This window comes from Exiguobacterium sp. QJM3NY_9 (assembly GCF_056173545.1).
Genome location: NZ_CM149679.1, coordinates 152,501 through 177,584, shown reverse-complemented (window position 1 = coordinate 177,584; position 25,084 = coordinate 152,501). Strand labels below are relative to the sequence as shown.

Sequence of the window (25,084 nt, the reverse complement as noted above, 5' to 3'; positions counted from 1 at the left end):
TCTTTCCTTGAGATGTCTACACGCTTTTGTCTGTCCTAACGGGGAAACACTTCGCTTGTCACGAACTCGACCTCTCCCGTGATTGAGTAGTCTCCGCTCGCTCGCGGAATAAAAAAATGTTCGCCTTTTTTGATTGTCCGACTCGTCTCATGCTGACGGACGACCCCTTCTCCCGTAACAACTGAAAGAAGACGAAACACGTCATGATTTTCAAGCAGATAGCCTGGTCCCGTCACTTCATGGCGAACAACGGTAAAAGGTAAAGCTTCAAGCAGCGTCGTCTTGATTCCGGAAGGCAAGACTTCTTCAATCGGCTCAAAGACGACCGGTTCGTCCGGAATCGTCGTGACGGCGAGCGCTTTTTCGAGATGCAATTCTCGTGGATTCCCCTGCTCGTCCAACCGATCGTAATCGTATAAGCGATACGTCCGGTCACTCATCTGTTGAATTTCGAGTAAGACAATGCCCGGTCCGAGCGCATGAATCGTTCCGCTCGGGATATAAAGAAAGTCACCTCGTTTAACGGGAATGTGACGTAAACAGTTGTCCCAGTCTTTCGTTTGCGCACACTGCTTCAGTTCTTCCGGACACGTCAACGTATGACCGAGGATGACTTCCGCCCCTTCGTCTGCTTCAAGAACATACCAGCACTCACTCTTTCCGTAAGGCTCCCCTTCGAGACGCCGTGCCTCTTCGTCATTCGGATGAACTTGAATCGATAAGTAGGATGAAGAATCAAGTAACTTCACATGTAAGGGAAACGAATCAAGTGCATAGGAGCCAAATAAATCAAGCCGTTGCACTGCCCATAATACATCAAGCGTTTGTCCGCGATTCGGCCCTTCCAATAGACGTGTCAAACCACTAGGATGTGCGGAAACAGCCCAGCATTCTCCGATTTTACCGACTGGTAAATCGTATTGAAACAACTCCTCGAGACGACGACCACCCCAAATCCGTTCTTTGAATACCGGTTCTAATTTATACATCCTAGTAGCGAACTCTTCTATAAGGAAAGGAGAGACGCTGCACCTCCATTTCTTCAATTCGTTACCTTTCTATACCCATTTATATACAATTTACAACAAAAAAGCACCTTGCAATACTACTCGTTATTTTGACAGGAAAGACAAAACCGCCCTCACCACAGGGGTGAGGACGGTGCTCGATCATAAAAGAGATAGCGTGACGCTTTCTCCTAAGCAATTTACAGTTTTGAGATGATCGTTAACGGATCAACGCGTTGCGTGTAGTCAGACGGAACGTCAGCAAACGAAATTTCACCTGACGGCTGAATGATGAACGTTGCTGGTTTCGGTAGCTGCCAGTCTTCATTTCCGTTATGTCCGGCGACGTCCAGCCCTGATTCTTTGTACACTTCAACCAAATAGTCCGGCATCTCGAAGACGAGATCAAATTGACTAGCGACGACATTGTCGACGTCACTGAGGACGGCGAACTCTAAGTCATTTTTTTCTTGTGTCGAGAGTGAATGATCCGGTGTCTCAGGACTGATTGCGACGAGTGTCGCTCCTTTTTCCTGAATCTTCGCCAGTTCACGTTGGTACGCACGGAGCTCTAAGTTACAGTACGGGCACCAGCCGCCACGATAGAACGTGACGATGACGGGACCTTGTTCAAGTAAATCTGCTAAAGCGACGGATGTCCCTGCCGCGTTCGGTAACGTAAAGCGCGGCGCCTCGTCACCGACAGCTAATCCTTTTGCTCCGTTTGATGCTGCGAGTTCTTCTGTTGCTTGCGTCATCAGCTTCTGCTTTTCAGCCGGTGCTTTTTGACGGAACTGTTCTTGATACGCTTGAATTTCTTCTAATAATGTAGACATGACAATCCCTCCCTGTTGTTTTTCATAGCATAACAGGGTGTCTGACAAAAGACTGAAATTTTGCTCACTCCGATTTTTTTCGGAATCGTTTCACAAATCCTATCAGACTTTCCGGTGTCAGTTCGAGTTTGTTCTCGTACGCATATTTTGTTCCGTAACCAAGTGCGAGTGTCGCCGTCGAGGCGATACCCGCTCCGAATACAGCCCCGTACCCGGGCACCATCTTCGCCAGTTGGCGAAAAGCCGTTTTTCCTGAATTGCCGACGATTGTCACAACAAGTAACTCTTTCGCACTTTCTTTCGATAAGTTCCGTTCATATAAGTTCGACAGCTTCAGCATCAAACCGATTTGAATCGATGTCAACGGAATGATGTCCGCGCCCGGGAACGGGACCGCTCCGATTGCACCAGCCGCCGTCCCGGCCCCGACAATCCAGTTGTTAGCGATTTTCCCCCGTAACGAAGGATCGATTTCGCGGACAAACAGATTATCCTTGTCGAACTTTTTTAGGATGTCGAGGACCTCACGCCGCAGCCGGTCGATGTTCGTCCCGTCCTTCGCTGATACAGGGACAAGCGTCGGTCCCGGTAATTTTGATTCGATGTGCCGGGTGACGGTCTCTAAGTCGTTCGTTGCATCAATCTTCGTCACGACGATGATGATGTTTTTATTATGGGCATAAATCTTATTGAAGTTTTTTGTTTCTGTCTCCGATAAAACGGTCCCCGCTGCATTCAAGAAATACAAAATGACGTCAGCACTCTCGTAAAATTGCCATGTCGTATCCGAATTTAAGCTGTTCGCGTCATTGAGTCCCGGCGTATCGACGAAGATGACTTTATCTTCCGGGTGCTGCCGGATTTGATCGATGCGTGTCGTTTCACCCGGTTGCGCTCCGACTGTCGCAACATCACGTCCGAGGATTGCATTGAGTGTCGACGATTTACCGGCATTAACGTCGCCAATCAGGGCGACGGTCACTTCTTGATTGAGCGACTGGTTAAAGTCGCGCCGTTCTGCTTCAAACGATTGGTCAAATACTTCCTCAAGCTTTGACTTCCGTTTCTGTTCATTGGTCTCAAGTCCCTCACCGAAAAAATCATCCATCGTTACCCCTCCTGAAAATATGTGCTGTCAGTCTTTTCCCGTTCTTCATTGAAATCATCCAAGGAAAACGATAAGCTTGATGATGGATAATGTTTCCAACAAGCGAAGGAAGGGGCTTTTTCTATGAAAAACTGGATGTACATACCACTTGCCGCTCTTATCTTGACGGGGTGTAGCCAAAACCACGATCAAATCGAATCCGCCACGAAAAAAGCACCTGTCACCCAGGCTGCTTCTACATTCACCCTCGCTCCCCTGTCCGTCACAGAAGGAGAAGAAAAATTCGCGGCACTTGCCAACCAACAGATTGGTGCCGTTCAGTTAAAAGGAACAGTAAAGACGACCCACTGGCTAAAGGGTGTCGAATACCTCCCGAACAAACAAGAACATGTACTCTTCTCGATGGAACTTGAACCGAAAAAGTACGATACCACGATCCGGTTTTCCCAGTCGTTCTCGGACGACCTGATTCAATTCGGGATTGATGTCGGTGAGACGGTACTCTTCGGTGACGACACGTTTACGCATCTCGACGATTACATCGTTCGCGGTGCCGACTTCCGCTCAAAAACGGCTACGGCGACCCCTTATAATCTTTTGATGGTCTACCATCTGTCGAAAAATGAGGAAATGCGCGGATTTAATTTAAATGAGGTCACAGGTCCCGCTGACGTGCCACTCAAAAAAGGAGAGCGGATTTTCGGAATCGTATTATCAAATCAAAAGTAAAAATATGACGTTCCTACAATCTTCTTAAGAAATGATGTGTTCCTGCATGAAAAAATTTGGCATTGCTTGCTTATTCGCCACTCTATTACTGAGTGGCTGTCTCTCACCTGAAAACGATCGCCTGACTGTGACACCAATTGGAATAAAAGCCGGTGAAGAAGCCTTTGCAGAAATCAATGATCAAGACATCGCCGCTTTTCATTTGGATGGTAAACTGGGTAAGGCTTATTTGCTAAGATGGGTTGAATTTTTACCGAATCACAAGGAGCGGACACTTTTTTCAATGGAAATCTCTCCGGATGACTATGATACAACGCTCCGTATTACGCAATCTTCCACCGCAAAATACATTCGTTTTGGAGCGAGCTTTGAAGGTGGAATCATGCGTGCTAACGAAGCATTAAAACAAAAACCGGTTGCCCTTAGCATGCAAGCTCAAGGAGACACATTCACCATCAGCGATTACGATGTATTGACGCTTCGTCGCTTGTCCACGAACACTGGCAGTGAAATCAAGACGAGTTCGTCCATTGATATTCACGGTCCTCAGGACATCGATGTAAAGAAAGACGAGCGGGTTTTTGCACTCGTGTTATCTCCACTTGAATCATAAGTGACTCCATTTGAACGAGACTAAGGGTGGCAGACTTAATATCTGCCACCCTTAGTTGCGTAGAAATCGACTTTTGCGTCAGCCCCGTTTTTTAAATTTCACTTCTTCGCTCGAGTAACACGGTATCCCGCCAGACACCAGCCAACTGTCCAATCCGTTCCCGACGACCGACTTCACGGAAACCGAACCGTTGATGGAGTTTGAGGCTGGCGGTGTTTTCCGGAAAGATTTGCGAGTGCAGCGTCCAGATGCCTGCTGCTTCACTCGACGTAATGACCGCCCGCATCAATACCGCCCCGACTCCTTTTCCCCGTGCGTCTTCATCGATATACAAACTGACTTCGGCAACACCGGCATAGGCCGGAATCGACGAAAACGGACTGATGGCGACCCAACCGAGGAGCCGTCCCGCTTCTTCTGCAACAATCCGGCTATGGCGATGGTGATGGGCATCCCAGTAGTCAAACGACGGTACTTCCGTTCGGAACGTCGCATTCTGCGTCTCGATCCCCTGTTGGTAAATCCGACTGACTTCCGGATAATCTGCTGCGGTCATCGCTCGTAGATTCATAACAACCTGCTCCTTTTCTAGTCTTTTATCGCTTCGCGTCAAACAATCTTGACCTATTTTCGTCAGCGGACTCGTTCCGTCGTCCGCAACAGATCAAGCAACTGTTCGAGCCGTTCTATGGCGTAGGTCGGTGTCAATTCAACGGGAGCCGTTTCCTGACCCGGGTTAAACCAACACGTATCAATTCCGGCTGAAAGACCGCCTTGGATATCTGCAGTCAGGGAGTCACCGATGAGCAGTGTCTGCTCCGGACGGAATGCCGGAATCCGGTCGAACACATACGTAAAGAAAGCACGCATCGGTTTTTGATAACCCGTGTCTTCCGAAACAAAAATCTCGTCGAAGTATGGCGACAGTCCTGAACCAGCGAGCCGTGCATGTTGTGTCCGCGAGACACCGTTCGTCACGACGTAGAGCCGGTAATGTCCTTTTAACTGCTCGAGCAATTCGTGTGCCCCGTCAATCAAATCCGTTCCCTGACCGAGATACGTTCGGTAGCGCTCATCCATCTGTTTCCCGTCGACTACCCGTCCCTGCTCTGCAAAAAACGTCACGAAACGTTCCGAGATGACTGCGTCTCGAGTCACTTCCCCCCGTTCGAGGGCTGCCCATAAGGCTTTGTTAATGGACCGGTACCGGGTTTCACGTTCTTCCGTCCATTCGAGCTGTTCGTCCACGAATAGTTTTCGCAGCGCCCAGCGTTCCGTTGCGTCAAAATCAAGTAAAGTATGATCGATATCAAAGAGTAATGTTGTATAGTTCATCCGTCATGCTCCTTTTCGTAAGATCCGTTTTTCTGTCAGCTTCCCGCCGAGTTGGAACAAAAGCACCCCGCCGCCAATCAAGAGAACGCCGACTGCCTTCGTCCATGTGAAGGCGACCTGTTCGAGACCGAACCACCCGAGCGTGTCCCACAGCAGGGCAAAGAGGATTTGTGAGACCATGACGATCGAGATCGCGTAGCTCGGTCCGAGTTGCTGAACGCCTTGCGTCACAGACAGGACGACACCGACACCGATGATGCCGCTGAACCAAAACCACGGCTGCATACCGGTCAAAGAAAAAAGTGCCGTCCCTTCAACGAGCAATCCAATCGTCAGCGAAGCGAGAAAGCCGAGTCCAAGGACTAACGTCGTCGTTGCCCAGGCTCCGACCCGTTCTTTGACTTTGGCGTTAAAGGTGTTTTGAATACAGACGAGCATCCCGCCAAATAAGGCGAGTAAAATCCCAAGTGTCATCGTGCTTGCCTCCTATTCATAAATACTTTCCCCGACACGCTCCATTAAACCCGCGCGGTCGATAATCTCAATCGTCCGTTTCGTCCGGTCAATCAATCCATCCCGGCTGAACTGGAGCAATACCCGGTTCAGGTGCCGGTAGCTCGTCCCGATCAAATCCGCTGCATCGACTAAATCCGTGACCGGCAGAGTTTGTTTTTCCGGTGTCATCGACAACAGATAACTCGCGAGCCGGACTTCGACCGGATATAACAGGTTGAAGCTCATCGAGTGCGATTTCAGTTCGAACTTCATCGTAATCGTCTCGAGCAAAAAACGTAAGAACGCCGGATTATCCGTTCCGACCTGTTCAAGTGCCGCGTAACTGATTCGGAAGACTTGGACCGGCGTTACAGCCTCGACCGTGTTCATCAAGGGGATACGGCGGACATATTCGATATCGCCGACCAGATCGAACGGATGCTTGAAGGAAAGAACGAGCCGTCGTCCGGCCGCTGACATATGTGTGATCTTCAACTTTCCTTCGACGAGCAAATACAGCTGTTTCGCGTCATCGCCCTGCTGGCACAAGTATTCGCCCGGTTCGACCTCGACACGTTCGAGATGACGGCGTAAGCGCTCGTCAAAGACATGCGTCAATTGAAAACGGTCCAAGTATGTCGCAAGTCGCTCATCCTCCACGCGAATCCCTCCTTATAGTTTCAAGATTAAGACACCGCCGACCATCAACAAAATTCCGATGACTTGCGGCAGCTGCAACCGACGTTTCATCATCCCGAACCATCCGTTCCAGTCAATTAGAAGGGCCAGACCAAGCTGGGCGATCAAAAAGAGTGAAATCGTCAATGTCACACCCATCAAATGCACGGCTGTGATATTACTGAACAAAACAGCCGCCGCCAGTGCGCCTCCTGATAGATAAAGCGGCTTGACGTGGCGCATCTCTTGAAACGTCCGGTCGCGTAAAGCGAATGTGATCAATAAGGCGACGATGAAGCCTGTCATTTGGGTCACGGTCGCTGCCTGCCAGGTCCCGATGCCATCACTGATCCGGGCATTGGCGACACTTTGGAGCGTCAGGAAAAAACCGCCGCTGATTGCAAAAAGGATGCCTCGCATCTGTATCGCCTTCCTTTCGTTATCTTCTTTCATCCTATCCTAAAACGACGGTGGATGATTGATAAAGGACATTTGTCCTGAACATAAATTCATTCGTCGAAAACACAAAACCGCCAAGTCCACTTGACTGGCGGTTTTTACTTCAGATTTTTTTAACGAACTCGGATTTCAGCTTCATTGCGCCGAGTCCATCAATCTTGCAATCGATGTCGTGGTCTCCCTCGACGAGACGAATTCCTTTAACACGGGTTCCTTGTTTGACGACGAGCGATGTGCCTTTGACCTTCAAGTCTTTGATGACCGTAATCGTGTCACCGTCATGCAATTCGTTTCCGTTCGCGTCACGGATGACCGCCGTCTCTTCAGTCACGTCCGCTTCCGCCTGCGTCCATTCATGGGCACATTCCGGGCAGACGAACAGATTTCCGTCTTCATATGTATAGCTCGATCCACAGTTCGGACAGTTTGGATATTCAGTCATGTGTGATTCCTCCAAGTCTTTCATTGTTTCTTCTTTGTTTAGTATAACGTGTCTGACAAAAACGAAGATAATAAATTAAAACAATGCTTAGACAACCTCTTATAAAGCGTGAATATGCTAGAACGAGAGGCAATCCGTTCGCGTTGCCCTGTCTCGCCTCGTCTTCAAAGCGGCAATCTTCCGTACCGCTACAGCAAAGCTGCAGGGTCGCGACCGATTGCTTTTCGCGGTTCTAAGCGATTCGAGACGGATTGCGCTCTAAACCGTCTGCATGACTGGATTTCTGTCACGGTATTACCTAAGCGTCACGTTTCGTTTCTTCCCCCGTAGGAGTCAACGAAACGCGACGCTTTATCTCCCGATAGAACTTTGTCTACAGCCTAAAAAACCGTTCATCGTCAGACGATGAACGGTTTTGATTATTCATTTTCCAGCTTTTTGATTGCTTCATCTAGTTTTTCTTGATCCTCGTCCGACACTTCAGGAAACTGCGGATCGATATCGCGTAAAACGTCGTTCATGACTTCTGTCACGATGTAACGTCCGAACCAGTCATCATCGGCCGGTAGCACGTACCATGGCGCATTTTCCGTTGATGTGTTTGAAATCAAATCGGCAAAGATGTCTTGATACTCATCCCAATGTTCCCGCTCCTCAACGTCACTGAACGAAAACTCGAAGTTCTTTTTCGGGTCTTTCATCCGTTCGAGCAACCGTTCCTTTTGTTTGTCTTTTGAGACGTTAAAGAGAAACTTGACGACACGGACGCCGTTCTCGACCAGGTACCGCTCGAAGTCATTGATTTGCCGGTACCGCATCTGCCAAACGTCTTGATTGTTCGGGAGCTCTTCCTCCTCAAGCAGGTTATGAATACGCGGTGCAATGACGTCTTCATAATACGAGCGGTTCAAAATCCCGACTTCGCCCTTGGCCGGCAACCCGTCATGAATCCGCCATAGAAAATCGTGTTTTTGTTCTTCTTCTGACGGTTTCTTGACGGAAATCGTCTTCAAGCCCTGAGCATTTAGATTTGAAAAGATATAGCTGATCGCTTCATCTTTCCCACCGGCATCGATTGCCTGCAGAACGACAAGAATGCCCTGTTTTTCTTCTGCATGAAGCCGCCAATGTAGCTCTTTCAATTCCTCAACGCTATCTGGAATATATGTCTTGAGTAATTGTTCTTCAGAAATCCGGTCCGGATCAGATGTTTGGTAATCAGCTAAACTGACGTTCGCATCCGGAGCGACTCGATATTTTTTGATGTCCATTTGAATCCTCCTCTAACTTTCGCTCACTCTCAAAAGAATACCCTGAGAAGGACTTCGGAAAACCCGTTCAAATGAACTTATCTTTTAATCAATCGTTCTAATGCATCGTTGATTACGACAGGTGGGCGACCGAGAATTTGTGCAAAGTCCTGACTTTCAACAGCAAGCGTATCGTTTGCGATCCCTTCTTGAATCGAGACAAGCATCGGGATGAGGAAGTCCGGGAGACCCGCTTGTTTCATGATATCAGCATACGTTGCTACATCCACTTGTTGAACAGTGACAGGTCGAGCAAGAACTGTCCCAAGTGCTTGAGCGATTTCTGTTTGTGTCAACAATGAACCCGACAGTTCATAGATAGCTTGTTTTGGAGCATCTGTTGTCAAAACAGTAGCGATTGCTTCTGCATAGTCGTCCTGCAACGCCCAACCGACTTTTCCGTCACCCGCTGCTGTCAGCCAGTCTGCTCCGTTACGTACAGCGTCAATCGTCGCCTGCTCGTTTTCAAGATACCAGTTGTTCCGGAAGAAAACATATGGGATACCTGTCTGTTCAATCAATCGTTCTGTTACCTGGTGCGTCCGTGCCAAGAAATTTTGACTTGCTTGTGCATTGGCAATACTCGTGTAGGCAATCAGGCCGACGCCTGCAGCCTGTGCTGCCTCGACTGCTACCGTGTGTTGCCGGATCCGTGTAGCTTCTTCCCCGTCCGTTGAAATGATCAACAAACGATCAATCCCTGCAAAGGTCGTTGCTAACGTAGTTGGCACATCAAAATCTCCATGACGGACTTCGACACCACGTTCTTTGAGATTCGCTGCTTTTTCGACATTTCGGACACTGACGACAAGGTCGTCCGCACTGATCCGCCCTAACAGATGATCGACAATCTTAGTTCCTAGTTTTCCAGTTGCTCCTGTAATCAATAGCTTCATGGGTATTCGCTCCTTTTTCTATCAAATGCCTATCCTGTACCTAATCTTATTACAGGTGGTACACTAATCCTAGTAGGCACCTTTTAGATACTTGGTCACCTAAACAGAACCATTGGAGGACACTAAATGAATCTTACCGAACAGCGGACGGCTTGTCCGGTCACTCGTGTACAAACCATCATTTCTGGTAAATGGAAAATCCTCATCCTGTGGCATCTCAAACAAGGAACACAACGCTTTGGTTCCTTACAACGTCTGCTGCCCGGAATTTCTAAGGGCATCTTAGCACGTCAACTACGCGAACTTGAGCAGGATGGCATGTTGCTTCGAAAAGTCTACCGGGAAGTCCCGATAAAGGTCGAATACTCATTGACCGACACTGGACTTAGTTTTTTGCCGATTTTAGATGCAATGGCTGCTTGGAGCATGTCGCACATTTCAGAATCTGAACAATAATAAAGGAGCATGCCATGTCGCATACTCCTGCTTTTACTTCATTTCGTCAGAACGTTTTGCTTAAAATGCGCATCGATTGTCGCTGCAACACGCAGACCAGAAATGACGGCACTCTCAACCCGTGTCCGTCCCGAGGCATCATCCGCTTCAAGGAAGGCATCCCCGGCAAGCCAGAGCGGATGGTGATTCAGTTTTAGAAACGGCGTGTGGAAAACATCGCGTGCCTGGGCGTAACGCCATCGTTTTAATTGACGGGAAACGAGTTCGACGGGACCGAGTTGTGCTTGAAGGAGCCGTTCGATTTCAGCAAGCGTGACCGCCTCTCCTTTTTCATACCAGGCTTCACTCCACTCACCCGTCATGTAGACACTCAGTAACGGTGTCGCCGAGATTTCTTTTTCTGCGTTGTTGACAAGCTTCAGCATCCCGGGGACAAGTCCTTCGTCCTCTAGACCGACCTGCCCGATTTCGCATGGTTCCTTCAGTTCAAACAGGCCGACGAATGTCGGTTCGAACGTGACACGACCTAACGCTGCGTGATCGGCTGCGTCAAGCGTCAGCCGGGACGCTTGCAGCAAGTCATAGGCTTGCGGGACGGGTGCCGTCACCAGCATCGCGTCATAGACTCGTGTCCGGCTATCTGCAATCGTCCGGAGCGTGGTTGCGTCCGCTTCAATCCGTCCGACCTGTTCATTCAAGTGGACCGGAATCCCTCGTGCAATCGACTGAACGAGTTGATTCATCCCGTTAATCGCGATATATCGTGGAAAATCATCACCGAACCATTTCCGGATCAATCCGCGTTCGAGCCATTCATCGACTTCCTGCGCCAGTTCATCCGTCCGGACGGTGAAAAAGACAGCTCCGTGGTCCGCCTTTCCCTGATCGATTCGTCGTGTCGCCATGCGTCCCCCGACGCTTTGGCTTTTTTCGATGATCTCGACCTCGTATCCTTCGACTTGTAATTGACGGGCAGCGAACGTCCCCGCAAGTCCACCGCCGATAATTCCGATTCGTTTTGGTTGTTCCATCTGATACATCCCCCTCCACTTGCTTCATTTCCACAAGTATAGCGGTTTGACTGTCAAATCACGTCTTTTAACGTTCTTCGAATATGCTCGTCCGTTCGAGTTCAATTAATAAGCAGGCATGGTTGTTGTTAAAAAACTGTTGGTGCTGCGCTAACCCACGCTGGACGCACCAACCGATTCCCGTCAGTGCTTCAAACAGACGGTAGTACGGCAAATAAACTTCAATCGGTTCCGGTGTCCGAATTTGGCCGTATCCGTTTTGATAAGCATCCAGCAGAGCGCTGCCACCTTGGAATACGTCCCGGTCGAGTTTCGTGAAGTCGATCTCCGTCGCTCCGAAACGTGAAGTTTCAAAGTCGATCAGTCCAGTGAGGTTTCCGCCGTCTGCGAGCAGATTCCCGAGTCGGAAATCGAGATGGACGGCGACCGGACGCGACGGTTCCGGTAACTCATGTTCACGCCGCTTTAATTCTGTAAAGGCGGCTTGATAAAGGGCAGGCGGCAAAACTTGTTGAATCGCCGGCTCGAATGAGGTCATCTTCGCATTTCGGAAGACACGCCAGTCCTGTGAGGTAAACGCGGTGAAGCCGTTTTGTTCAAAATCACCATAGGTCTCATGCGTACAGGTATGTAAAGTCGCGTGAAGCTGTCCGATTTGTGTGGCTAGTGTCGGTGTCACCGTCTCGATTGTCGCACCGGCTAATGCCTCCAGTACGAAAGCTCCCGTCGTCTGCGGCGTTGGCGGTGCTTCTGCAAGGATTTTCGGAACGGCGACACGGTCGGCCAAATACGTCAGCCATCCGTGCTCCCGGTACCATTTATCAGCCGTATAGGGTCGCTTTAAAAAAACAGTCTGCCCGTCACGCAGAACCAGCCGGTCGACTTCGGAACTGTACGAATCCGTGACGGAAAAAATCTCTGCTACATCGAGCTCAAACGATTGAATCCACTCTTCGCGGGTCATAATGCATCCCCTAGTCGTTTTTCAAGGATTTCACCGGGCAGTCCGTCAATCGCGGCTGTACCGAACATCTGATAGGTTAAATAAACAGTCTCTTTTATCTTTCGCAGTTCAATCATAACTTCACTCCTTTATGTTCTGTGCTGATCGTGGATCGGTTCAAATAACTTCTCCGATGAGGGGCGGACAAGCGCAAAATGTTCGACATTGTAGTGACCGTGCAAGACTTGATTGTGATGGGCAATCATCAAATCCGCCGATAAAACATCGGAGCCGTTCGTCGTATGTCCGTCAGCAACGAGCGTCACATCAAATCCATTGACGGTTGCACTGCGGACCGCGGTATCGATGCAGTGTTCCGTCTTACAGCCGAGGATGACGACATGTTCGATTTGTCGTTCATTCAGATACTCAAGCAGTGGTGTCCCGTGAAACGCATTCGTTGCAGCTTTATCGAACGTCACCACCTGATCTGGAATCTGAATTGAGGCGTGCACCTCAAACCCCGGTCCGTTTCCGTCCGCGACATCAAGATCCCGGATGAAGACAATCGTATGAGCATGATTCCGCGCTTCTTGCACGACTTGATTGATGACCTGACTGACGGCATCTTTCGCATGAACACCTGACTCTTCTACCGTACCTTCGACGAGATCCTGTTGAAAATCAATAATGAGTACTGCTTGTCGCATCTGAATGTCCCTCCTTTTGGTTTCTTTACTTTTCTTTTTTCCCTTCCCTACTGGAAAATCCTGTTTTTCACAAAAGATTTTAAGCTTTGCGAAACTTTTGATTGACTTGATGCGTTGAATAAGATGATGGAAAGGATGTTACATATGGACCTATTGCCACTCTTTTTCGTGATTTTCGTAATTGTCTTAGCTGTTAATCTGTTTCTCGATAAGATGATCATGAACCGGCGCCTTTCACGGAACGTCTTCATAAAAAATCTGTTCGTCTGCTTTTTGATTTCGCTTGTTTTGCTAAGCTTCTTCTATCTTCAGTCCATGATGAACTAACAAATAGACCGTACACTCTCTGTTGAGCGTGTACGGTCTATTGACGATTACTCGATTTCAGTATTTCTACTGCTTTGTTACCTTGCGTAAACGGTAGTATTTTGCAAGTCGAAATCCGACATAGGCTGAATCCCCTAAGAGTGGATAAGATGTCCGCTGATATACATTCCAGTAGCTGATGATGCGACGCTCAATCCGTGTCATGTAAACATCATTTGCTTGTAGAAAGGAACACAGATTTTCCTCAGGCCACCGCTCTAAAATCGGCTCGATTCGTTCTAGAATTTCACTCACATATTCCCCGGTCAACTCAATTAGATAAAGCAACACCCAGTCTGTATCCGCCTGTTCTTCTTGTAATCGTTGAACATATTTCTCGCGGATATAACCATTGTGATGGCGCGTATACAAGCAATAGAGCAGCCACCGTTGTTGTTTCGTCAACGTCTCGATTTTCACCTCTGGTACTTCATCCAAGTACACGCGAGACGGCAAATTCAACTTTTCTTGCCAATACGCGATTTCAATCGTCCCCCACGTCACCGGTCTAAACAATCGGTGTGGGAAGAGACGTCTCACAGCCTCCACGTCTACTGCACAGGATTGCGGAAAAGCTTGAAGCCAGTTTGTTTTCATTTGCATATGTGTTTCACCACTCATTCCTTCAGTGTTAGGTAATAAAAAAGTCATACTCCAACTGGAAGGAGTATGACTTGAATGTTTTTATTCGACTGTTACCGATTTCGCCAAGTTACGTGGTTTGTCGACGTCGCAATCACGACCGAGTGCCGCGTAGTACGAGATCAACTGAAGTGGTAAGACTGAAAGTAATGGTGACAAGAGCGGCTCGACTGACGGGATGACGAATGCATCCGTCGGCAATTCGAGACCTTCTGAAGCGATGACACATGCGTTCGCGCCACGTGCAACGACTTCCTTAACGTTGCCTCGGTTGTTGAGGTGAACGTGCGGTTGTGTCACGAGGGCGATGACCGGTGTATTGTCTTCAATCAAAGCGATTGGACCGTGTTTCAATTCGCCGCCGGCATAACCTTCTGCCTGGATGTACGAAATTTCTTTGAGCTTGAGGGCCCCTTCCATTCCGACATACGCATCTTGACCGCGACCGATGAAGAACGCATTGCGTGATTCAGACAAGTATTCTGAAGCGATCTCTTGGAACCGTTCTTTTTGTGACATGACGGATTCCATCGCGCTTGAAATTTTACCGAGTTCTTTCATGAGATCGAAGTTGACGTCGACGCCTTTTGCTTGAGCCAGGTCAAACGCAAGGACCGCAAGAACAGCGATTTGCGCTGTGTATGCTTTTGTAGAGGCAACCGCGATTTCAGGACCGGCATGCAACAAGAGTGTTGCGTTCGCTTCACGTGACAGAGTAGATCCTGCAACGTTCGTGATTGTCAGTGCCGGGTGACCAAGTTTTTTCGCTTCGACGAGAACCGCGCGGCTGTCCGCTGTTTCACCTGATTGTGAAAGGAAGAGGAAGAGTGGTTTCTCTGTCAAAAGTGGCATGTTGTAGCCGAATTCAGATGAGATGTGGACCTCTGCCGGAATCCCCGCGATTTGTTCAATCAATTGTTTCCCGATCAATCCTGCATGGTAGCTTGTTCCGCAACCGATGATGTAGACACGGTCACGTCCGAGGACTAAATCACGGACTGACTGATCGAGTGTGATGTCGCCAGCTTCGTTTTGGTACTTCTGAACGATGTTCCGGATGACCGCCGGTTGCTCGTCCATTTCTTTAAGCATATAGTGCGCGTACGTTCCTTTTTCGATATCTGATGCATCGATTTCAGCTGTATACGCGTCACGCTCTTGGACGTTTCCGTCTAAGTCCTGGATTGTGACACTGTCACGCGTTAAGATAATCATTTCACCGTCATGTAACTCAACGAACTGATCCGTCACTTGAAGCATGGCCATTGCGTCAGACGCAACGACGTTGAACGTGCCGTCTCCGAGACCAACGAGAAGTGGTGATTTATTTTTTGCGATATAAAGAACGTCCGGGTTTTCTGCATCGATTAAAGCGAGCGCATACGAACCGTGAAGCACGCGAAGTGTTTGACGGAAGGCTTCCGTGACATCACCTGTTGCGTCAAAGTTCTTTTCAATCATCTGAACGATGACTTCTGTATCCGTGTCGCTGAGTAAATCGACATTGAGTTCTGCTTTTAACTGCTCATCGTTTTCGATGACACCGTTATGCACGAGTGTAAAGCGTGATGATGCACTTTGATGCGGGTGCGCGTTCGGGACACTTGGTACGCCGTGTGTTGCCCAACGTGTGTGACCGATTCCTACTGTACCGTCTGCATCTGCAGGGACGACTTCGCGTAGCGCAGCGATGCGACCGACTTCTTTATGAACCTGAACGCCGTCATTGACGAACGCAAGACCTGCCGAGTCATAACCGCGGTACTCGAGTTTTTCGAGACCCTTTAGTAAAATTTCTTTCGTGTTAACTTCTCCGATCATACCTACGATTCCGCACATATTGATTCTCTCCCATATCAAGTATTTCCCTGAAGAGGAAACGGCTCTTGTCGAGAGTTATCAGCACTTGCTTGTTTGTCCATCTAATCACTTAGACGATTTCAAGTAAGTTTACGGTACTGATAAGGTACCGGGAGGCATCCGCCGAATGATTCGATAAACCTCCACCTCGTCAGCTGCCTATCACATAGTCAGCCCTGGCGCTTCTGTTTCTGTCCGACTCCGTTTCTGTCCGACTTTACAATCATACGAACTTTAATTGGAAAAAGCAAGGAAGGTAACGTATTTGTAACTATTCCCGATATCTTTCTAAACAATACCTCTAATACCTAGATTTTGTAAAAAAAGAATCATTCATCTTTATATTACTTCTCCACCTTCGAACGAACCCGTACCCCTGTCCGACTTCTACAGGAAAAGGAAGCTCTGCTTCCGACAGGAACAGGCGAGACCCGAACAACCCCAAGCTGGCCGCGGCTTGCGTTCCGTCTGAGAAAAGCGGGCAGAGGACAGCGGTGTCGTCCCCTTCTCTCTCCTATGATCCAAACACTGTTCCTACTCCAGACCCACGCTACTCCTGAAATGAACCCGTACCCCTGTCCGACTTCTACAGGAAAAGGAAGCTCTGCTTCCGACAGGAACAGGCGAGACCCGGGCAGCCCCAAGCTGGCCGCGGCTTGCGTTCCGTCTGAGAAAAGCGGGCAGAGGACAGCGGTGTCGTCCCCTTCTCTCTCCTATGATCCAAACACTGTTCCTACTCCAGACCCACGCTATTTCTGAAACGAACCCGTACCCCTGTCCGACTTCTACAGGAAAAGGAAGCTCCGCTTCCGACAGGAACAAGCGAGACCCGGGCAGCCACAAGCTGACCGCGGCTTGCGTTCCGCCTGAGAAAAGCGGGCAGAGGGACAATGGGTTCGTGACGAGTTCCCTCCTTAAAAGTTCGTCCATTAGTCGAACAAAAAAGGAGCAGCACGTAGCTACTCCTTTTCGTTGACTCAATTTTCTTGTAATGCGTAATTTTCACGCACGACGTTCGCGATCCGCTCGACGTACATGTCACATGCTTCTTGCGACTCTGCTTCCGCCATGACACGAACGAGTGGTTCTGTTCCAGACGCACGAACGAGAATTCGACCGTTTCCAGCCATTTCCGCTTCGACTTCCGCAATGATCGCTTGGACGGCAGGACCGTTCATTGCCCCATTCTTATCCGATACACGAATGTTGACAAGACGTTGCGGGAAGATTGGCATCTCGGCTGCGAGTTCCGATAACTTCTTGCCTGTCGCCTTCATGATTTGGAGCAACTGAACGCCAGACAACATGCCGTCGCCTGTCGTCGAGTAATCCATGAAGATGATGTGACCTGACTGTTCGCCACCGAGCGTGTAGTCGTTTTTACGCATCTCTTCGACGACGTAACGGTCACCGACCGCTGTTTGTAATGCCGTCATGCCATGTTCTGCGACCGTTTTATGGAAGCCGAGGTTACTCATGACTGTCGCGACAATCGTGTTATCTTTCAAACGACCGATTTCGTTCAAGTATTTTCCGCAGATGAACATAATTTTATCGCCATCGACGATATCGCCGTTCTCATCGACTGCAATCAAACGATCGCCGTCACCATCGAACGAGAGACCGACGTCGGCACTTTTCTCTTTGACGAATGCCGCGAGGTGCTCCGGATGTGTTGACCCGACACCATCATTGATGTTCAAGCCGTTTGGTGTTGTACCGATTGTTGAGACTTCTGCTTCGAGGTCCCCGAACAAACGTGGTGCAAGGCTTGATGTCGCGCCGTGCGCGCCATCGATTGCGACATGAATCCCAGAGAAATCTTCATCCGATGTTTGACGAAGCATATGGAGGTATTTTTGCGCACCTTCATAATAATCGTGAACGAAACCAAGTTCTTTCCCTGCTGGTCGTGGGAGTGTGTCCTCTGTTTCGTCGAGCAATGCTTCGATTTCAAGTTCTGTTGCATCATTGAGCTTAAATCCGTCTGTTCCGAAGAACTTGATTCCGTTGTCTTCGACTGGATTATGTGAGGCTGAGATCATGACGCCTGCTGTCGCATCCATCGTCTTCGTCAAGTACGCGACGCCCGGTGTCGAGATGACACCAAGACGCATGACTTCCGCGCCGATTGATAACAATCCTGCAATCATCGCGTTCTCAAGCATTTGACCCGAGACGCGTGTATCGCGTCCGATCAAGACTTTCGGACGTGTGCTCTCGTGTTTCGTCAACACGTATCCGCCAATCCGTCCAAGACGGTAGGCGAGTTCCGGTGTCAATTCTACGTTTGCGACGCCGCGGACGCCGTCAGTTCCAAAATACTTACCCATGTGCTATTTCCTCATTTCACTGATTGGTTTTAATTGGTCTGTACCGATGTCCGGGGAATCGTCTTTAACGTGACGTCCATGTTATCCGGTCGTAAGACATCGAATGCTTTAGATGTCTGATATGAAATCGGTAAGCCGTGTGTGCCTTCTTTTAATCCTGTTACGTCGATGACAGCCTTGATGTCGGTTGCATCAATCGAAGCTAAGTCCGCTTCGCTGCCACGGACGACGAGATCAATCGTTTCAGCATAGTCAATTGTATACTTCGACTCGTCGAAACCGTTAAGCGTCACAGGAACACCTGTAATCGTCTTCTCTGCTCGCTCCTCGACCGTTTCCGTCGTCGATTTAGCATTTTCTTTCTCGACGACGATACTGACCGTAATCGAAGTCGGATCCATTGCCGTCACATTATCCGGTTCGACGAGTTCGATCGTCTTATCGGTCGTCTTCGTCAATCCTTTTAGTGAGATTGCCTTTGTATCGACTGAACCGATTCGCGTCAATTCTTCCTTCGTTCCGTACAGACGCGCTTCCGTGACGACGGGAACGATTTTGACGACCTTGTAGCCTTTTTTGACGCTACCTGTTGTTTTAACGTTGATCGGGACTGTTTTACTCTCCTTATAGACAGGAACTGTCACTTCAAGCTGTTCCGGATCGTACGTCGCGCTAATCGCGTTCCCATTCGTATCCGTCGCTTTGACGTTGAACGACTCCATGAAGGTCGACGCGCGACCTGTCACGTCGATCGGGACTTGAATCGATGTGATGGCTTGGAGCTTTTCTGCTCCTCCTGTCACAGCAACCGTTTGTTTACTCGGTTGTGCTTCACCGACGACATACCCTTCGGCGATTTTATTTTTGTTGAGTAAAGCGACTTGAACCGGGACTTGTTTCGTGACTTTTTTATCAAGAAAAACTTCGACCGTCTCCTGTTTCGGTGTCACTTCAACATCTTTTCCAAAACCATTCGCTGTCACACGAACACGGTGGTACCCAGGGTCGAGTCCCTCTAAATCTAACGATAGACCAAAGTCTTTGACGAGGCGAAGCATCGTCAAGCTACTCGATGGTCCTTTGACCGTCGTTTCGATTGTAGTTGGAATATTATAGGCGACCCACTGCGATTCATCATAATTCACTGTGACCGTTACGTCAAACGTCGTCGAGCCCTGACCAGCGATCGGCAATAGACTCGCCGCGTCACTTTTCCCGCTCGAACTCGAGCCTGCGACCATCAAATAGAGCATCACAGCAAGTAGTACCGCAACGATTCGTAAAAACCATCGTTCATTGAACCACTTTTCGAACATTATTTTTTCGCCCCCATCCAGTTAAAGAAGGACGTATTCGCCGGTTCGACTTTGACGAGCGTCTCAAGCAACTTCGTCCGAAGCGAATCTTCGTCGAGTTCCCGGTAAAGACGACCATTGATTGCGAGAGATACGCCTCCCGTCTCTTCCGATACGACAAGCGTGACACTATCCGTAACTTCACTGACACCAATCGCGGCCCGGTGACGCGTCCCGAGATCTTTAGAGATGTGGGCACTTTCTGAGAGCGGTAAATAACAAGCCGCTGCCGCAAGTTTGCCTTGCTGAACGATGACGGCACCATCATGCAACGGCGTGTTCGGGATAAAGAGGTTAATCAAAAGCTGACTCGTAATTTGAGAACCGAGCGGAATCCCCGTCTCGACATATTCACTGAGACCGGTTTCCCGTTCAAACGTGACGAGCGCACCAATCCGGCGTTTCGACATGTATTGTGCTGACGAAACGAGTGCGTCGACGATTCGCGTTTGTTCATCTTCATCACTGATGGCACTCCGTGAAAAGAATTTACTCGTTCGTCCCAGGTGCTCCAGTCCTCGACGGAGCTCTGGCTGGAAGATGATGATAATCCCGAGTAATCCATAGGTGATGATTTGATTCAATAGAAATTGTAAGGTCTTCAGTCCGAAGAAGCCGCTTAAGAACCAGCTGATCAAAATGACAGAAATCCCTTTAATCAATTGAACCGCTTTTGTGCCTTTGACGATAATCATCAGGCGGTAAATGACGAATGTCACGACCGCGATATCAAGCACATCATTAATATAATCGTACCAGTGTACGTTTTCGCCCAGTTTCAACATTTGAAATTGAAGTGGTTGCCAGTTGAAGTAATTCACCAACCGTGCCCCCTATCTCATCTAATTTAAACAGCTTTCATTATAGCATAAAGGGGCGAGTTAGACTCGCCCCAACTGATTAATCAAAGATTCGTTTGATTCCATACCAGACGCGTTCGAACAACTGATCGATTTCTTTAATTTCTCCAGTCACGTTTCCGGCACTGGCTGTATAAGCCGTCCCGTCCACGGTCATGACGTCTCCGTTGACTTTGCCTTCAATCCGGACATTGCCGCCTTCGACGTATAAATCTTGATTGACCGTCACTCCTTTTGGAACAACGACCTCGCCATTTTCAGCGACGATACCGGGAACGTTCGTATACGACAAGTCTTTATCTTCTTGCGTCATGTACCCCCCGAGGCTACCGACCGAAAGTAACGCAAAGATCGAGGCAGCTGCAAGGAGTGGGTACTGTTTCATCTTCCCTCCAAAACGAGAAGTCTTACGAAGCGGTGTCACATTCGACGTGTCCACCTGTTCGGGCAGTTGTGCCAGCACGCGGGATGTAAAGTCTGCCGATAGCTTCGGCTTCGGAAGCGTGCGTAACTGTGCATCGAGGAGTCGATACTCTTCGAAGTCGTCCATCGCATTCGCCTCCCGTAACTCCGCTTCGAGTTGCTTAAAGTCTTCTGGAGGTTGGTTTTGGTCTAAATAATCTTGGATGCGTTCGTTTACGTGTTCTCGTGTCATGGTGAGATCCTCCTTCTCACCGCGTTCCGAAGTGCTTCTTCAGCGCTTCGCGGCCACGGTGAATTCTAGTTTTGACTGTGGCGACAGGTAGGTCGATCATTTCACTGATTTCCTTTAATGAAAGATCTTCAATATATTTCAAGACAAGTGGAATACGATATTTTTCAGGTAAAGCGGCAATCGCGTCACCGACAGCATTTCGTTCTTCTGAATCAACGACTTGATCTTCTGGCAATTGCTCCTTACTTTCAAGCTGGGAATACAGCGTCAATCCTTCAGTGCCCGACATCTCGGCATCAAGAGAATAATCTGGACGTTTCTTCCGTAAGCGGTCAATTGAGACATTTGTGACGATGCGATACAGCCACGTACGGAACTTCCATTGTGCATTATACGATTCAATCTTTGTGAATACGCGAATAAAGGCTTCTTGCGTGGCATCTTCTGCTTCCATCCGATCACGTAATACACGGAAGGCAACTAAAAATGCTCCTTCTTTATATAGATCAACAAGTGCCGCAAATGCATCACGGTCGCCTTGCTTCACTCGCTCAATTAAGCGTAGTGTTGTTTCTTCCACTTCAAATACCCCCCGCTCTATGCGGTCAATCTCTTATACGGAGTCGACCGATAAATGTTTCATCTCATTTTAAATTGTAACAAAAAAAACTTGAACCCCGATGAAAAGAGTTCAAGTTCTATCCATTATTTTACTAAATGCTGGTTTTTCATCGCTTGAAGTAGGTTTCCGATCAAAGCATTTGCAAGAATCGCCGTCCCGTTTCCTTCTTCTAACAACGGATTCACTTCGACGAACTCCGCTGCAATAAAGTTTTCTTGTTCCGCACAAGAGTTCAAGACGGTCTGAGCATCCTCTAACATGACACCATCCGCAACCCGCGTCCCCGTCCCTTCGACTAAACTCGGGTCAAGACCATCCATGTCGAAACTTAAGTAAAATGCGTCTGTCGTTTCGTTCAGGTAAGCAATCGCTTCCTTCATGATGGCTTCCATTCCCCGTGTCCGAATCGCTTCCATGTCATAAACGCGAATGCCAAGCCGATCAATCAATTCCTGTTCTCCCGGGTCGACGTCACGCAAGCCGATAAAGACGAGATGCTCCGGTTGTAACTTGACGTCTGTTCCACCGATTTCCGTTAGGCGCCGATGCCCTTCCCCAAGGGCAACAGCGAGTGGCATTCCGTGAATATTACCTGTAGGTGACGTTTCCGGTGTATTTAAATCGCCATGCGCATCGAACCAAATCGCACCGAGCCGCGGAATCGATCGACGAAGTCCTGCGATCGTTCCGATTGCCATGCTGTGGTCGCCCCCGACGAGTAACGGAAAACGTCGTTCGGACAGCGCATCATGTACAAGTAGCTGTAAATCATTCGTCGTATGGACGACTCCTTCGAGACGCTTTAACTTCGCATCTTCCTCACGTATCGCGTCTTCTGGTAAGACAGCCGCTTCCCCGTAGCGGACTGCTTCTTGTCCATGTGTTGCTAACGTTTGAAATAGGCCTGCTTGTTCGACTGCTGCCGGACCATGCTCTGTTCCTGGCTTTCCTTGACCGTAACGATATGGCACGCTGATATATGCAATGTTCATCCCCGCATCCCCTTTGCTTAATTAAGTTACCTTAATTGTAAGCGGTAACATACAGCTGGTTCAACTCGACAAGATGACGCATCTTTATACAGTAGAAGACAACAAAAAAGCACTGTGAAGGGAATCACAGTGCTTTCGCGTACGTACTCTGGTTAACAGGCATTTCAAGTATAAAAAAACTTAAGACGAACGAAACTCGCTTAAGATCTTTAAGCAAAATTTGGTGGAGCCTAGCGGGATCGAACCGCTGACCTCCTGCGTGCAAGGCAGGCGCTCTCCCAGCTGAGCTAAGGCCCCAAAAAAATAAACAAAAAGCGGAAGACGGGATTCGAACCCGCGACCCCGACCTTGGCAAGGTCGTATTCTACCACTGAACTACTTCCGCAAGAAAATGAGCCATGCAGGATTCGAACCTGCGACCCTCTGATTAAAAGTCAGATGCTCTACCAACTGAGCTAATGGCTCGACATGGTGGGGGGGGGCGGATTCGAACCGCCGAACCCGAGGGAGCGGATTTACAGTCCGCCGCGTTTAGCCACTTCGCTACCCCCCCAGTTTGTCTAGGAAAATTTAATTAAAAAAACAGTGCCGGCAACAGGAGTCGAACCCGCGACCTACTGATTACAAGTCAGTTGCTCTACCAGCTGAGCTACACCGGCACAATAAAATGGTGACCCGTACGGGAATCGAACCCGTGATACCGCCGTGAAAGGGCGGTGTCTTAACCGCTTGACCAACGGGCCATTGGCTCCGCAAGTAGGATTTGAACCTACGACCTACCGGTTAACAGCCGGTTGCTCTACCACTGAGCTATTGCGGAATAAAAAAACAAAATTGCCTGGCAACGTCCTATCCTCACAGGGGGAAGCCCCCAACTACTTTCGGCGTTCAAGTGCTTAACTTCCGTGTTCGGCATGGGAACGGGTGTGACCACTTGGCTATCGTCACCAGACGACAGGGCTCGCGCCCTCAAAACTGAAGTCATCAACAATCATCTGCTAGAACAAGGCCTCGACCGATTAGTATCACTCAGCTCCGCATGTCACCATGCTTCCACCCGTGACCTATCTACCTCATCGTCTCTGAGGGGTCTTTCTTGATTACTCAAAGGGAAATCTCATCTTGGAGGGGGCTTCATGCTTAGATGCTTTCAGCATTTATCCCGTCCGCACGTAGCTACCCAGCGATGCTCCTGGCGGAACAACTGGTACACCAGCGGTGCGTCCATCCCGGTCCTCTCGTACTAAGGACAGCTCTCCTCAAATTTCCTGCGCCCACGACGGATAGGGACCGAACTGTCTCACGACGTTCTGAACCCAGCTCGCGTACCGCTTTAATGGGCGAACAGCCCAACCCTTGGGACCTACTCCAGCCCCAGGATGCGATGAGCCGACATCGAGGTGCCAAACCTCCCCGTCGATGTGGACTCTTGGGGGAGATCAGCCTGTTATCCCCAGGGTAGCTTTTATCCGTTGAGCGATGGCCCTTCCATGCGGAACCACCGGATCACTAAGCCCGACTTTCGTCCCTGCTCGACTTGTAGGTCTCGCAGTCAAGCTCCCTTCTGCCTTTGCGCTCTACGAATGATTTCCAACCATTCTGAGGGAACCTTTGGGCGCCTCCGTTACTGTTTAGGAGGCGACCGCCCCAGTCAAACTACCCGCCTGACACGGTCCTCCAGCCGGATTACGGCTGCGAGTTAGAGACTCTATGCATGAAGGGCGGTATCCCAAGGGTGACTCCTCCGAAGCTGGCGCTCCGGTCTCGACGTCTCCCGCCTATCCTGTACATCATGCACAAAGCCTCAATATCAGGCTGTAGTAAAGCTCCATGGGGTCTTTCCGTCCTGTCGCGGGTAACCTGCATCTTCACAGGTACTATGATTTCACCGGGTCTCTCGTTGAGACAGTGCCCAAATCGTTACGCCTTTCGTGCGGGTCGGAACTTACCCGACAAGGAATTTCGCTACCTTAGGACCGTTATAGTTACGGCCGCCGTTTACTGGGGCTTCGGTTCAAAGCTTCGCTTGCGCTAACCCATCCCCTTAACCTTCCAGCACCGGGCAGGCGTCAGCCCCTATACGTCATCTTGCGATTTAGCAGAGACCTGTGTTTTTGCTAAACAGTCGTTTGGGCCTATTCACTGCGGCTCTACTCATGTAGAGCGTCCCTTCTCCCGAAGTTACGGGACCATTTTGCCGAGTTCCTTAACGAGAGTTATCCCGCGCGTCTTAGAATTCTCATCCCGCCTACCTGTGTCGGTTTACGGTACTGGCACCTTCCACCTCACTAGAGGCTTTTCTTGGCAGTGTGAAATCGTGACCTTCGTCCCTAGGGGACTCCGCGTCGTTC

25 protein-coding genes, 7 tRNA genes and 2 rRNA genes (1 of these 34 only partly in view) are annotated in these 25,084 nt (G+C 49.2%); 3 read left to right on the top strand and 31 right to left on the bottom strand.

The features are described from left to right. Positions 1-35: 35 nt before the first annotated feature. The 3 genes from AC0VYQ_RS01055 to AC0VYQ_RS01045 all read right to left on the bottom strand — a co-directional run bounded on the left by AC0VYQ_RS01055 (position 36) and on the right by AC0VYQ_RS01045 (position 2,951). A complete protein-coding gene (locus AC0VYQ_RS01055; RefSeq protein WP_475404010.1) occupies positions 36-989 on the bottom strand; it encodes a type I phosphomannose isomerase catalytic subunit in 954 nt (317 codons plus the stop codon). Positions 990-1,207: 218 nt separating this feature from the next. Beyond that, positions 1,208-1,843 carry a peroxiredoxin-like family protein gene (locus AC0VYQ_RS01050; protein ID WP_475404009.1) on the bottom strand — a complete coding sequence of 212 codons (636 nt, stop codon included), beginning with the start codon at positions 1,841-1,843 and terminating at the stop codon, positions 1,208-1,210. A 64-nt stretch (positions 1,844-1,907) separates the two neighbouring features. Continuing rightward, positions 1,908-2,951 carry a YcjF family protein gene (locus tag AC0VYQ_RS01045; RefSeq protein ID WP_475404008.1) on the bottom strand — a complete coding sequence of 348 codons (1,044 nt, stop codon included), beginning with the start codon at positions 2,949-2,951 and terminating at the stop codon, positions 1,908-1,910. A 123-nt stretch (positions 2,952-3,074) separates the two neighbouring features. Here AC0VYQ_RS01045 and AC0VYQ_RS01040 point away from each other — a divergent pair, with 123 nt between their 5' ends. Continuing rightward, positions 3,075-3,680: a hypothetical protein gene (locus tag AC0VYQ_RS01040; protein WP_475404007.1), complete on the top strand. Its 606-nt coding sequence runs from the start codon at positions 3,075-3,077 to the stop codon at positions 3,678-3,680. A 46-nt stretch (positions 3,681-3,726) separates the two neighbouring features. Continuing rightward, positions 3,727-4,293 carry a hypothetical protein gene (locus AC0VYQ_RS01035; protein WP_475404006.1) on the top strand — a complete coding sequence of 189 codons (567 nt, stop codon included), beginning with the start codon at positions 3,727-3,729 and terminating at the stop codon, positions 4,291-4,293. A 91-nt stretch (positions 4,294-4,384) separates the two neighbouring features. Here the strand turns inward: AC0VYQ_RS01035 and AC0VYQ_RS01030 are convergent, their stop codons facing one another. The 8 genes from AC0VYQ_RS01030 to AC0VYQ_RS00995 all read right to left on the bottom strand — a co-directional run bounded on the left by AC0VYQ_RS01030 (position 4,385) and on the right by AC0VYQ_RS00995 (position 9,908). Continuing rightward, complete coding sequence (locus AC0VYQ_RS01030) at positions 4,385-4,864, bottom strand: N-acetyltransferase family protein (protein ID WP_475404005.1); 480 nt, start codon at positions 4,862-4,864, stop codon at positions 4,385-4,387. Between the two features lie 62 nt (positions 4,865-4,926). Further along, a complete protein-coding gene (locus AC0VYQ_RS01025) occupies positions 4,927-5,628 on the bottom strand; it encodes a YjjG family noncanonical pyrimidine nucleotidase (RefSeq protein ID WP_475404004.1) in 702 nt (233 codons plus the stop codon). A gap of 3 nt (positions 5,629-5,631) precedes the next feature. After that, the gene (locus tag AC0VYQ_RS01020) at positions 5,632-6,102 is read right to left on the bottom strand and encodes a DMT family transporter (protein ID WP_029332300.1); all 471 of its coding nucleotides are present in this window, start codon (positions 6,100-6,102) and stop codon (positions 5,632-5,634) included. A gap of 12 nt (positions 6,103-6,114) precedes the next feature. Beyond that, a complete protein-coding gene (locus AC0VYQ_RS01015; protein WP_214811475.1) occupies positions 6,115-6,783 on the bottom strand; it encodes a Crp/Fnr family transcriptional regulator in 669 nt (222 codons plus the stop codon). A 12-nt stretch (positions 6,784-6,795) separates the two neighbouring features. Next, positions 6,796-7,221, bottom strand: coding sequence for a DMT family transporter (locus tag AC0VYQ_RS01010; RefSeq protein ID WP_214802732.1), 426 nt, complete (start codon positions 7,219-7,221; stop codon positions 6,796-6,798). 142 nt (positions 7,222-7,363) lie between these two features. Then, complete coding sequence (locus AC0VYQ_RS01005; protein WP_214805641.1) at positions 7,364-7,702, bottom strand: zinc ribbon domain-containing protein YjdM; 339 nt, start codon at positions 7,700-7,702, stop codon at positions 7,364-7,366. A 419-nt stretch (positions 7,703-8,121) separates the two neighbouring features. Beyond that, complete coding sequence (locus AC0VYQ_RS01000) at positions 8,122-8,973, bottom strand: PPK2 family polyphosphate kinase (RefSeq protein ID WP_475404003.1); 852 nt, start codon at positions 8,971-8,973, stop codon at positions 8,122-8,124. Between the two features lie 77 nt (positions 8,974-9,050). Next, positions 9,051-9,908 (bottom strand): SDR family oxidoreductase, encoded by an 858-nt coding sequence (locus AC0VYQ_RS00995; RefSeq protein WP_475404002.1) that lies wholly within the window; start codon positions 9,906-9,908, stop codon positions 9,051-9,053. A gap of 126 nt (positions 9,909-10,034) precedes the next feature. Here AC0VYQ_RS00995 and AC0VYQ_RS00990 point away from each other — a divergent pair, with 126 nt between their 5' ends. After that, positions 10,035-10,364: a winged helix-turn-helix transcriptional regulator gene (locus tag AC0VYQ_RS00990; protein ID WP_475404001.1), complete on the top strand. Its 330-nt coding sequence runs from the start codon at positions 10,035-10,037 to the stop codon at positions 10,362-10,364. Between the two features lie 38 nt (positions 10,365-10,402). Here AC0VYQ_RS00990 and AC0VYQ_RS00985 read toward each other — a convergent pair whose 3' ends face one another. The 20 genes from AC0VYQ_RS00985 to AC0VYQ_RS00890 form a co-directional block, all read right to left on the bottom strand. Continuing rightward, on the bottom strand, positions 10,403-11,395 hold the full coding sequence (locus AC0VYQ_RS00985; protein WP_475404000.1) for an NAD(P)/FAD-dependent oxidoreductase: 993 nt from the start codon (positions 11,393-11,395) through the stop codon (positions 10,403-10,405). 67 nt (positions 11,396-11,462) lie between these two features. Continuing rightward, positions 11,463-12,359, bottom strand: a complete 897-nt coding sequence (locus AC0VYQ_RS00980) for a phosphotransferase family protein (RefSeq protein ID WP_475403999.1) — start codon at positions 12,357-12,359, stop codon at positions 11,463-11,465. Between the two features lie 128 nt (positions 12,360-12,487). Beyond that, positions 12,488-13,048 carry an isochorismatase family protein gene (locus AC0VYQ_RS00975; protein ID WP_475403998.1) on the bottom strand — a complete coding sequence of 187 codons (561 nt, stop codon included), beginning with the start codon at positions 13,046-13,048 and terminating at the stop codon, positions 12,488-12,490. A 393-nt stretch (positions 13,049-13,441) separates the two neighbouring features. Continuing rightward, on the bottom strand, positions 13,442-14,017 hold the full coding sequence (locus AC0VYQ_RS00970) for a hypothetical protein (RefSeq protein ID WP_475403997.1): 576 nt from the start codon (positions 14,015-14,017) through the stop codon (positions 13,442-13,444). 81 nt (positions 14,018-14,098) lie between these two features. Continuing rightward, a complete protein-coding gene (glmS, locus tag AC0VYQ_RS00965) occupies positions 14,099-15,895 on the bottom strand; it encodes a glutamine--fructose-6-phosphate transaminase (isomerizing) (protein ID WP_475403996.1) in 1,797 nt (598 codons plus the stop codon). A 998-nt stretch (positions 15,896-16,893) separates the two neighbouring features. Beyond that, on the bottom strand, positions 16,894-18,249 hold the full coding sequence (glmM, locus tag AC0VYQ_RS00960; RefSeq protein WP_029332288.1) for a phosphoglucosamine mutase: 1,356 nt from the start codon (positions 18,247-18,249) through the stop codon (positions 16,894-16,896). Positions 18,250-18,278: 29 nt separating this feature from the next. After that, positions 18,279-19,565: a CdaR family protein gene (locus AC0VYQ_RS00955; protein WP_475403995.1), complete on the bottom strand. Its 1,287-nt coding sequence runs from the start codon at positions 19,563-19,565 to the stop codon at positions 18,279-18,281. Continuing rightward, positions 19,565-20,389, bottom strand: coding sequence for a diadenylate cyclase CdaA (gene cdaA / locus AC0VYQ_RS00950; protein WP_204251426.1), 825 nt, complete (start codon positions 20,387-20,389; stop codon positions 19,565-19,567). The genes AC0VYQ_RS00955 and cdaA overlap by 1 nt, the downstream gene beginning before the upstream one ends. A gap of 115 nt (positions 20,390-20,504) precedes the next feature. Continuing rightward, entirely contained in the window at positions 20,505-21,119 is a 615-nt protein-coding gene (locus tag AC0VYQ_RS00945) for an anti-sigma factor (protein WP_475403994.1), read from the bottom strand. Between the two features lie 16 nt (positions 21,120-21,135). Further along, entirely contained in the window at positions 21,136-21,699 is a 564-nt protein-coding gene (gene sigW, locus AC0VYQ_RS00940) for an RNA polymerase sigma factor SigW (RefSeq protein ID WP_029332284.1), read from the bottom strand. A gap of 125 nt (positions 21,700-21,824) precedes the next feature. After that, on the bottom strand, positions 21,825-22,733 hold the full coding sequence (gene rocF, locus AC0VYQ_RS00935; protein WP_475403993.1) for an arginase: 909 nt from the start codon (positions 22,731-22,733) through the stop codon (positions 21,825-21,827). Between the two features lie 221 nt (positions 22,734-22,954). Next, positions 22,955-23,030 (bottom strand) — tRNA-Ala (locus AC0VYQ_RS00930). Between the two features lie 16 nt (positions 23,031-23,046). After that, positions 23,047-23,118 (bottom strand) — tRNA-Gly (locus AC0VYQ_RS00925). A 7-nt stretch (positions 23,119-23,125) separates the two neighbouring features. Beyond that, a tRNA-Lys gene (locus tag AC0VYQ_RS00920) sits at positions 23,126-23,198 on the bottom strand. 4 nt (positions 23,199-23,202) lie between these two features. After that, positions 23,203-23,286: transfer RNA gene (locus AC0VYQ_RS00915), tRNA-Tyr, on the bottom strand. Between the two features lie 33 nt (positions 23,287-23,319). Continuing rightward, a tRNA-Thr gene (locus tag AC0VYQ_RS00910) sits at positions 23,320-23,392 on the bottom strand. A 9-nt stretch (positions 23,393-23,401) separates the two neighbouring features. Continuing rightward, a tRNA-Glu gene (locus AC0VYQ_RS00905) sits at positions 23,402-23,476 on the bottom strand. A 2-nt stretch (positions 23,477-23,478) separates the two neighbouring features. Beyond that, positions 23,479-23,553 (bottom strand) — tRNA-Asn (locus AC0VYQ_RS00900). A 16-nt stretch (positions 23,554-23,569) separates the two neighbouring features. Then, positions 23,570-23,685, bottom strand: a 5S ribosomal RNA gene (gene rrf / locus AC0VYQ_RS00895). Between the two features lie 47 nt (positions 23,686-23,732). After that, positions 23,733-25,084 (bottom strand): 23S ribosomal RNA (locus AC0VYQ_RS00890) (it continues 1,563 nt past the right edge of the window).